Below are 8,603 nucleotides of genomic sequence, written 5' to 3' on the forward strand. Positions count from 1 at the left end.
GGGTGGGGACGGCCTCGTTCCAAGATCGAAGCACAACTAACCTGCCAGCCGTTCGAGTTCAGGGACTTGGACGACGATGACCGCATGGCGCGACGACAGGGCTTTCTGCACATCGTCATCCAGGCGCAGATCTTCGATGGAACGTGCCGCTGGCAACGTTTCGTTGTCCGCCTGCGCATCCTCGATCCAGAGGCGCAAGGCTTCGGGAGCCCGATCGAGGGCGGTATCGGCTGTCTCGCCCGCGGTGCCGCAGCCGGGAAGGTCTGGGAACCAGATCCCCCATAGGGAGTCCGGGTCCTTCTCGAGGATGCCAAGATATCGGATCATCGGGTCCATCCACTCTCAGGCGATCGAGCCCGCCGAACGGGCGATGTTCCGCGCCGTGCCAAGCGGCAGGTCTCCCCGCCCACGGGGTACCGGAATACGCGCCGGCCTCTGCGGATGTTTGTAGACATCATGGTCCCCGGTCGCCACTCGCACCGTCCAGCTCTCGCGTTCGAGGCGCTTTCGGATGGCGCGGATGTCGAGGTCAAAATCGCGGGGTGGGATGGCCAGACATTCCTTAATCCTCCGGCAGTTGCGCCGCCGGCACCGCCATGCCCGCCCCCGCCCGCTACGCCTCCCATAGCGCGTTCCAGCTCGGTGCCGAATCGATCATCGAGAAATCGCCGCGGCCTATGGTCGAGGCCATCGAGCGGACCGCGCCGCAGGCGGCCCGCGTGAAGGAGCCGCCTAGACTGATCCGCCGCACCCCGGCGCCGGCGATCTCGTCGAAGGACAGACCCGAGACGCCCAGTCCCAGGACATGATTGAACGGGGCTCGGACGGCTCCGCACAGGATCGTGAGAACCTCCAGGCTCGGCACTCCGGGCGCGTAGACGACGTCGGCGCCGGCCTTCTCGAAGGCGTTCAACCGACGAATCGTCTCGTCGAGATCGTAGTGACCGCTTCCGAGACCGTCCGCACGTGCCGTGAGCACGATATCGTATCGGCGCGCCGCCTCGCAGGCGGCGCGGACCCGTTCCACGGCGGAATCGAAGTCGCGGACGGGCTCGACGCCGATCGGACAACTGTCCTCGATCGAGATCCCGGCCAGACCCGCCTCATAGGCGAGCCTGACGGTCTCCGCGACGCCATCGGCCGTGGCGGCATAGCCGTCTTCGAGGTCGGCCGTCACGGGCAGGTCGGTGCAGGCCACGATGCGCTCGGCATAGGCCAGGATCTCGTCGCGGGAGAGTTGCCCTGCGCCGTCCTGCTTGCCCACCGAGAAGGCGTAGCCGGACGAGGTCGTCGCCAGGGCCGCGAATCCGGAGGCTTCGAGCAGCCTTGCACTCAACGCGTCCCACGGATTCGGGATGATGAAGCAGCCTTGGCGATGAAGCTCACGAAAACGGCCGACCTTCTGGTCACGCGTGGTCATGCGCGAACCCCGTTCTGGCGCATCGAGGCGGATACAGGAGCATTCGTTTCACGCCTCCGGCAGATGGATCGCCAGCGCTTCCAGCACCGCCATGCGCACCGCGACTCCCATCTCGACCTGCTCGCGGATCAGGGACTGCGCGCCGTCGGCGATCTCGGACGAGATCTCGACGCCCCGGTTCATCGGCCCCGGATGCATCACCAGCGCGTCGGGTTTGGCCAGCGCCAGCTTCTCCGCGTCGAGGCCGAAATAGCGGAAATACTCCTTCACGCTCGGCACGAAGGAGCCGTTCATGCGCTCGCGCTGGAGCCGCAGCATCATGACGATGTCGCATCCCTCCAACCCTTTTCGCATGTCGGTGAACACCGCGACGCCGAAGCGGTCGACGCCGGTGGGAAGCAGCGTCGATGGTCCGATCACCCGCACCCGGGCACCCAGCGCCTGCAGCAGGATGATGTTCGAGCGCGCGACACGGCTGTGCAGCACGTCGCCGCAGATCGCCACCGTGAGGCCCTCGATCCGGCCCTTGTTGCGGCGGATCGTGAGCGCGTCGAGCAGCGCCTGGGTCGGGTGCTCGTGCGCGCCGTCGCCGGCATTGACCACCGCGCAATCGACCTTGCGGGCGAGGAGATGCACCGCGCCCGCCGCGTGGTGTCGCACCACGATGATGTCCGGGCGCATGGCGTTCAGCGTCGCCGCCGTGTCGACCAGGGTCTCGCCCTTCTTCACCGAGGACGAGGCCACCGACATGTTCATGACGTCGGCGCCGAGCCGCTTGCCGGCGAGCTCGAACGAGGCCTGGGTGCGCGTCGAGGGCTCGAAGAACAGGTTGATCTGGGTGCGGCCGCGCAAGGTGGCCCGCTTCTTCTCGACCTGGCGCGAGAGCGCGACGGCGTCGTCGGCGCGCGCCAGCAGGGCCTCGATGTCGGGGCGGCTCAAGCCCTCGATGCCGAGGAGGTGACGGTGCGGGAAGGCGGGCGCTGCTGGCGTGCTCATGGTCGGCCCCAGCGCTACAGGGCGTGCGCGGCAGCCGCAAGACGAGCCTCGCGGCGAGCCCTTCCCGTCTGGCCGATGCGGGCGGCGCCATTTGACATCGCGCAACCCTTCACCCACTTCATCGCGGCGCAAGGCCCTCTTCCAAGTCCCTCTTCGAAGGGGAGCCGCGCCTTCCCGCACATCGTCAGGCGATCCCCGATCGACCGATATCTTGGAGCGGGAAAGACATGACGAGAGGCTGAATCCGACATGAAAGTCGTCGTCGTCGAGTCGCCGGCCAAAGCCAAGACGATCAACAAGTACCTCGGCCGCGACTACGAGGTCCTGGCCTCGTTCGGCCATATCCGCGACCTGCCCGCCAAGGACGGCTCCGTCGATCCCGAAGCCGACTTCCACATGCTGTGGGAGCTCGACGACCGCGGCTCGAAGCGCGTCTCCGAGATCGTGAAGGCGCTCAAGGGCGCCGACGGGCTGATCCTCGCCACCGATCCGGATCGCGAGGGCGAGGCGATCTCGTGGCACGTGGTCGAGGCGCTCACCGCCCGCCGCGCCCTCAAGGGCATGCCGGTGGAGCGGGTGACCTTCAACGCCATCACCAAGGCGGCGGTCGATACCGCCATGCGCAACCCGCGCCAGATCGACCAGGCGCTGGTCGACGCCTACCTCGCCCGCCGGGCGCTCGATTACCTCGTCGGCTTCAACCTCTCGCCGGTGCTGTGGCGCAAGCTGCCCGGCGCGAAGTCCGCCGGCCGCGTCCAGTCCGTCGCCTTGAGATTGGTCTGCGAGCGCGAGCGCGAGATCGAGAGCTTCAAGCCCCGCGAGTACTGGTCGCTAGTGGCGACCCTGGTGACGCAGGAAGGCGCCGTGTTCGAGGCGCGCCTCGTCGGTGCCGACGGCAAGAGGATCCAGCGTCTCGACGTCGGCAATGGCGAGGACGCGGCCGCGTTCAAGCGCGACCTCGAACTCGCCACCTTCGGGGTCTCCAGCGTCGAGGCGAAGCCGGCCAAGCGCCACCCCTCCCCGCCCTTCACCACTTCGACGCTGCAGCAGGAGGCCTCCCGCAAGCTCGGGATGGCGCCGGCTCAGACCATGCGGGCCGCCCAGAAACTCTACGAGGGCGTCGAGATCGGCGGCGAGACGGTGGGCCTCATCACCTATATGCGGACCGACGGCGTCGACATGGCGCCGGAAGCCATCGCCGACGCCCGCCGCGTGATCGGCAAGGAATACGGCGAGCGCTACCTGCCGGGGGTCCCCCGCAAGTACAGCGTCAAGGCCAAGAACGCGCAGGAAGCCCACGAGGCCGTGCGCCCCACCGATATGGGCCGCCTGCCCAAGAGCGTGGCGCGCTCGGTCGATGCCGAGCAGGCCAAGCTCTACGAGCTGATCTGGACCCGCACCGTGGCGAGCCAGATGGAATCGGCCGAGCTCGAGCGCACCACGGTGGACATCGTGGCCAGCGTCGGACCGCGCAAGCTCGAGCTGCGCGCCACCGGTCAGGTCGTGAAGTTCGACGGCTTCCTCACCCTCTACCAGGAGGGCAAGGACGACGAGGACGACGAGGACGGCAAGCGCCTGCCGCCGATGAAGGCCGGCGACGCCCTGAAGCGCGAGCGCATCGCCTCGACCCAGCACTTCACCGAGCCGCCGCCGCGCTTCTCCGAGGCGAGCCTCGTCAAGCGCATGGAGGAGCTCGGCATCGGCCGTCCCTCCACCTACGCGGCGATCCTGCAGACTCTTCGCGATCGCGAATATGTCAGGATCGACAAGAAGCGGCTGGTGGCCGAGGACAAGGGCCGGCTCGTCACCGGCTTCCTCGAGAGCTTCTTCAAGCGCTACGTCGAGTACGACTTCACCGCCGATCTCGAAGGCCAGCTCGACCGGGTCTCGAACGCCGAGATCGACTGGCGCGAGGTCCTGCGCGACTTCTGGCGCGATTTCTCCGCCGCCATCGGCGGCACCAAGGAGCTGCGCGTCACCGAGGTGCTGGAGGCCCTGAACGGGCTGCTCGGCGCCCACATCTTCCCCGACAAGGCCGACGGATCGAACCCGCGCACCTGCCCGACCTGCGGCGCCGGCCAACTCTCGCTGAAGCTCGGCAAGTTCGGCGCCTTCGTCGGCTGCTCGAACTACCCCGAGTGCAAGTACACCCGCCAGCTCGCCGCCACGGGTGTCGAGGGCGAGGGCGACGGCTCGTCGGAGAACGGGGCCCAGCCCGGCACGCGGGTGCTCGGCAATGATCCCGTCACCGGCCTGCCCGTCTCCTTGCGCGACGGGCGATTCGGCCCCTTCGTCCAGCTCGGCGAGGCCTCGGCGGAGAAGGATGCGGCCAAGCCCAAGCGCTCGTCCCTGCCCAAGGGCCTGAGCCCGTCCGCGGTGGACCTAGAGAAGGCGCTGCGGCTCCTCGCCCTGCCCCGCGAGGTCGCGCGCCACCCCGAGACCGGCGAGCCGATCATGGCCAATCTCGGCCGCTTCGGGCCCTACGTCCAGCACGGGAAGATGTACGCCAATCTCGGCCGCGACGACGACGTACTCGAGATCGGCGCCAACCGCGCCATCGACATCATCGTGGCCAAGGAGCAGGGCGGCGGCCGTCGCGGGCCGGCCTCCAATCCCGGCCGGGCGCTCGGCAACCACCCCGAGACCGGCAAGGCCATCGTGGTCAAATCGGGCAAGTACGGCCCCTACGTCACCGACGGCACCACCAACGCGACGTTGCCGAAGACCCTCGGGGCGGACGAGATCGCCCTGCCCCAGGCCCTGGAGCTGATCGCGGCCCGCGAGGCGGCGGGCGGCGGCGCGAAGAAGCGGGCGCCGGTGCGTAAGGCGGCTGCGAAGAAACCGGCGGCCAAGGCACCCGCGAAGAAGGCCGGCACCGCGAAAGCCAAGACCGCCACCCCCGACGCGGAGGCGTCTGCTCCGAAGGCGACGACCGCCCGCAAGCCTGTGGCGAAAGCGGCCGTTCGCAAGAAGGCCTGAGACGGAGGCCCAGCAGTTTTGGAGGCGTAACCCCTCTCCCCGCTTGCAGGGAGATGGAAAGCCCGACGCGACCCATTACGTCAGGCCGGAACCCCGAGCCTCCCGGCGATGAAACGACGTTCCTGGGTCAGGCCGCCGAAGCCGTAGGCATCGGCCGAGACCTCGTCGACATGGACGTAGCTCTCCGGGTGGAGGTCGCCGAGGAGGTCGCCCATGCCGGCGAAGATGTCGGCGATGAAGGCCTCCTTCTCGTCCTTGGTGTTGGTGCCGTCGACGACCTTGATCTCGACCCAGACGCTGGACCGCTCCTGCGCGGCCAGCGAGGGACCGCCCACGAACCAATGGGCTGGGTCGATGCGCCGGACCGCGACGGAGGTGAGTTCGGGCTTCTTGCGAAGACGCTCCGTGGAGGCCTTCACCGCAACGGCGGCGACGCGGCTCTCGAGGTCGGAAACGGGGGCGTGGGGCGAGACCAGGACGGTGATGATGGGCACGGGTTCGACTCCATGAGCGGGGACGACGTGCATCCTCGCCCGAATCCGATCATTCGTAAAACGCCTCATTGATCTTTCAGAGATTTGTATCTCAAATCATAGAATGCGAACCCTCGACCTCGACCAGCTCCGCGCCTTCGTGATGGCCGCCGATCTGCGCAGCTTCACGGCCGCAGGGACCTGCCTCGGCGCGACCCAGTCGGCGATCTCCCTGCGCATCGCCCGGCTGGAAGAGAGGACCGGTCGTCGCCTCATGGCCCGTACGCCCCGTTCCGTGGGTCTGACGCCGGACGGGACGCGGCTTCTCGGCCATGCCCGAGCGATCCTGGCGGCCCACGACCGCGCCATCGCCGAGATGACGGGTGGCGCGGCGCGCTCGACGATCCGGCTCGCGGTCAGCGATCACGCCGCGGGCAGCCACCTCGCCACGGCCCTTGCGAGCCTGCGGCTGGCCCTGCCGCTGCTCGCACCGGACGTCGTGGTCGGCCTCTCGACGACGATGCGGGACGCGTACGACCGCGGCGAGGCCGATGCGGCGGTCGTCCGTCAAGAGAGCGGACGGCGCGACGGGACGGTCCTGTTCGCAGATCCCCTCGCTTGGGCCGCTGCGCCGAACCTCGACTGGGACGGGGGCGAGCCGGTTCCCCTCGTCGCCCTGCACGGGGCCTGCGGCGTGAAGACGGCGTCGACCCGCGCGCTCGACGGGGCAGGCCTGCCCTGGCGCTACGCCTTCCTCGGGGGCTCCGTCTCCGCGCTGCAGGCCGCCGTCAGGGCGGGTCTCGGCGTCGGGGTGTTCGGCCGCCGCCACCTGCCGGAGGGCTGCATGCCCCTCGACACGGGTCTGCCGTCCCTTTCGACCGGGAATGTGGTGCTGCATTGCCGCCTCGATGGCGAGATGCGCCGCGTCCTGGCCGCGGCCTTTCGCGGAGCGGGAGGGGCATCACGCCGATCCGACGATGGCCCATGACTGATGGCTCATGGCTCATCGCATGGTCGCCGCGTCGAGACGGGCGGGTTGACCGTCAGGCGAGGATCAGGAAGGCGCCGCAGCTTGCCACGAAGGCCGACAGCGAGATCGCCGACAGGGTCAGGTAGCGCCGCGACGCTCCCGCCATGTCGTCGTGGACCTCTTCCACCGGGGCGAAGGCGTGGCCCGCCGCATGGGCGGCGCGTAGGAGGGCATCGTGACGCGCCATACCGAGTGCTGCCGACGGTGCCATGCCATGCTCCTCGGGATCTTGGGATACACAGGCACGACGCGCATGGTTAAGGTTTGTTCCCGCGCCCCGGCGTCATCGCTCTGCCATCGCGGCGCGGTAACGCGAACGACGTTCGTTGCAGCGAGATCCGACCATGCCAGATCCCACCTCGACCGGACCTCTCCGCACCCGCTCCCAGGCCGCCGAGGACCGCGAGGATGTCGGCGCCAACCCCAGCGCCAACGCCACTTTCGGCGACATCGTCGCGGCCCGGTTCGACCGGCGCGATCTCCTGCGCGGGCTCCTCGGGGTCGGCGCCATCGCGGCGGTGGTGACGCCGCGGGCGCTGGCGGCGGATGCCGCCGCACGGGTCACGGCCTCGCCCTTCCCATTCAAGGAGATCGCCGCGGGCTCGGACGAGCGCCATTACGTGGCGGAGGGCCACGACGCCGACGTGCTGATCCGCTGGGGCGATCCTGTCCTGCCCGGCGCGCCGGCCTTCGACCCACGCGACCAGTCGGCGGCGGCGCAGGCCCAGCAATTCGGCTACAACAACGACTTCGTCGGCTACTTCCCGATGCCCGGGGCCGCCGATCCGGCCGCCCACGGCCTCCTGGTCGTCAACCACGAGTACACCAGCGAGGAGCTGATGTTCCCCGGTCTCGGCCGCCAGGACATCAAGAGCGTGGCCCTCAAGGGCATGACCGCCGACCTCGTCGGGATCGAGATGGCGGCTCATGGCGGCACGGTGATCGAGATCCGCAAGGTCGACGGCAAGTGGGCGGTGGTGAAGGACTCACCCTATGCCCGCCGCATCACCGCGACGACGCCGATGGCGATCACCGGCCCGGCCGCGGGCTCGGGGCGCCTGAAGACCAAGGCCGATCCGGACGGCCGCTCTGTGCTCGGCATGATCAACAATTGTGCTGGCGGAACAACACCCTGGGGGACGTGGCTCACCTGCGAAGAGAACATCAACTACTACTTCTCGGGCAAGCTTGCGGACGATTCGCCGGAGGCCAGGAGCCACAAGCGCATCGGCATCCCCGGCAACGCCTATGCCTGGGGCCGCTTCGATCCGCGCTTCGACGTCGGAGCTGAGCCCAACGAGCCGAACCGCTTCGGCTGGGTCGTCGAGATCGATCCCTTCGACCCAGGCTCCGTGCCGAGGAAGCGCACCGCCATGGGCCGGTTCAAGCACGAGGGCGCGGCCGGCATCGTGTCGAAGGACGGACGCTACGTCGTCTACCAGGGCGACGACCAGCGCTTCGACTACGTCTACAAGTTCGTCACCGCCGACGCGGTCGCGGCCGACCGGCAAGCCAACCGCGACCTCCTCGACCGCGGCACGTTGCATGTCGCGCGCTTCGACGCGGACGGGCGCGGGACCTGGCTGCCGCTGGTGTTCGGGCAGGGCCCGCTGACGCCGCAGAACGGGTTTTCGAGCCAGGCCGACGTGCTGATCTCGGCGCGGCTCGCCGCCGACGCGCTCGGCGCCACCAAGATGGACCGCCC

9 protein-coding genes are annotated in these 8,603 nt (G+C 68.9%); 3 read left to right on the forward strand and 6 right to left on the reverse strand.

Going from position 1 to position 8,603, the window contains the following annotated elements:
- Positions 1 to 36 precede the first annotated feature (36 nt).
- From ACFE7U_RS15745 to ACFE7U_RS15760, 4 genes are read right to left on the reverse strand one after another with little or no spacing between them, the layout of a single operon-like run.
- A complete protein-coding gene (locus ACFE7U_RS15745; RefSeq protein WP_375410662.1) occupies positions 37 to 336 on the reverse strand; it encodes a type II toxin-antitoxin system HicB family antitoxin in 300 nt (99 codons plus the stop codon).
- Positions 337 to 342: 6 nt separating this feature from the next.
- Positions 343 to 651 carry a type II toxin-antitoxin system HicA family toxin gene (locus ACFE7U_RS15750; RefSeq protein ID WP_375410671.1) on the reverse strand — a complete coding sequence of 103 codons (309 nt, stop codon included), beginning with the start codon at positions 649 to 651 and terminating at the stop codon, positions 343 to 345.
- Positions 614 to 1,420 (reverse strand): oxaloacetate decarboxylase, encoded by an 807-nt coding sequence (locus ACFE7U_RS15755; protein WP_375410663.1) that lies wholly within the window; start codon positions 1,418 to 1,420, stop codon positions 614 to 616. Before ACFE7U_RS15755 ends, ACFE7U_RS15750 begins: the two co-directional genes overlap by 38 nt.
- A gap of 48 nt (positions 1,421 to 1,468) precedes the next feature.
- Positions 1,469 to 2,416 (reverse strand): aspartate carbamoyltransferase catalytic subunit, encoded by a 948-nt coding sequence (locus ACFE7U_RS15760; protein WP_375410664.1) that lies wholly within the window; start codon positions 2,414 to 2,416, stop codon positions 1,469 to 1,471.
- 249 nt (positions 2,417 to 2,665) lie between these two features.
- Here ACFE7U_RS15760 and topA point away from each other — a divergent pair, with 249 nt between their 5' ends.
- Positions 2,666 to 5,395, forward strand: coding sequence for a type I DNA topoisomerase (topA, locus tag ACFE7U_RS15765; protein ID WP_375410665.1), 2,730 nt, complete (start codon positions 2,666 to 2,668; stop codon positions 5,393 to 5,395).
- Between the two features lie 80 nt (positions 5,396 to 5,475).
- Here topA and ACFE7U_RS15770 read toward each other — a convergent pair whose 3' ends face one another.
- Complete coding sequence (locus ACFE7U_RS15770; protein ID WP_375410666.1) at positions 5,476 to 5,889, reverse strand: 4-oxalocrotonate tautomerase family protein; 414 nt, start codon at positions 5,887 to 5,889, stop codon at positions 5,476 to 5,478.
- A gap of 103 nt (positions 5,890 to 5,992) precedes the next feature.
- Here ACFE7U_RS15770 and ACFE7U_RS15775 point away from each other — a divergent pair, with 103 nt between their 5' ends.
- Complete coding sequence (locus tag ACFE7U_RS15775) at positions 5,993 to 6,856, forward strand: LysR substrate-binding domain-containing protein (protein WP_375410667.1); 864 nt, start codon at positions 5,993 to 5,995, stop codon at positions 6,854 to 6,856.
- A 55-nt stretch (positions 6,857 to 6,911) separates the two neighbouring features.
- Here ACFE7U_RS15775 and ACFE7U_RS15780 read toward each other — a convergent pair whose 3' ends face one another.
- On the reverse strand, positions 6,912 to 7,109 hold the full coding sequence (locus tag ACFE7U_RS15780; RefSeq protein ID WP_375410668.1) for a hypothetical protein: 198 nt from the start codon (positions 7,107 to 7,109) through the stop codon (positions 6,912 to 6,914).
- Between the two features lie 133 nt (positions 7,110 to 7,242).
- Between ACFE7U_RS15780 and ACFE7U_RS15785 the strand changes: the two genes are divergently transcribed.
- Positions 7,243 to 8,603 (forward strand): PhoX family phosphatase (locus ACFE7U_RS15785; protein ID WP_375410669.1); only part of this gene is annotated, 1,361 nt, incomplete at its 3' end.

It is taken from the genome of uncultured Methylobacterium sp., assembly GCF_964251405.1.
In the GTDB taxonomy this organism is placed as follows: domain Bacteria; phylum Pseudomonadota; class Alphaproteobacteria; order Rhizobiales; family Beijerinckiaceae; genus Methylobacterium.

Coding starts and splice junctions, on each gene's coding strand:
- ACFE7U_RS15755 (WP_375410663.1), bottom strand. CDS start 1,420: ATGACCACGCGTGACCAGAAGGTCGGCCGTTTTCGTGAGCTTCATCGC.
- ACFE7U_RS15745 (WP_375410662.1), bottom strand. CDS start 336: ATGGACCCGATGATCCGATATCTTGGCATCCTCGAGAAGGACCCGGAC.
- ACFE7U_RS15780 (WP_375410668.1), bottom strand. CDS start 7,109: ATGGCACCGTCGGCAGCACTCGGTATGGCGCGTCACGATGCCCTCCTA.
- ACFE7U_RS15760 (WP_375410664.1), bottom strand. CDS start 2,416: ATGAGCACGCCAGCAGCGCCCGCCTTCCCGCACCGTCACCTCCTCGGC.
- topA (WP_375410665.1), top strand. CDS start 2,666: ATGAAAGTCGTCGTCGTCGAGTCGCCGGCCAAAGCCAAGACGATCAAC.
- ACFE7U_RS15775 (WP_375410667.1), top strand. CDS start 5,993: ATGCGAACCCTCGACCTCGACCAGCTCCGCGCCTTCGTGATGGCCGCC.